General features: G+C 23.1%; 1 protein-coding gene. It reads right to left on the reverse strand.

Going from position 1 to position 277, the window contains the following annotated elements; translation table 11 throughout:
- A partial coding sequence (locus R0J87_RS19965; RefSeq protein WP_498888428.1) for a hypothetical protein occupies positions 1–277 on the reverse strand: 277 nt, incomplete at both ends.

Consider the following 277-nt stretch of genomic DNA (forward strand, 5'->3'; position numbering starts at 1 on the left):
TTTTGGAATTTTTTTTTAATTTATTAATAATTTTAAGAGCATCAAAGTTATTGTGAAATTCTAGAGTTATAGCATTTAGAGAAGTATCAAGTAAATTGATATTTGAAAATGTTACTTCACTAATAGTCATCTCCAGTTCTGAAAAGTGGTTGTATATTTGATTAAAAGTGAACTCCCAATTAATTAAAGTATTAGATGAAATTTCAAAGATATGCTTTTCAGCACTTAAACAAACTTTTTTTTCGCCAAAAATAATAATGCAATTAAACTTTATTAA

This window comes from Halomonas sp. SIMBA_159, assembly GCF_046536035.1.
GTDB lineage: Bacteria > Pseudomonadota > Gammaproteobacteria > Pseudomonadales > Halomonadaceae > Vreelandella > Vreelandella venusta_A.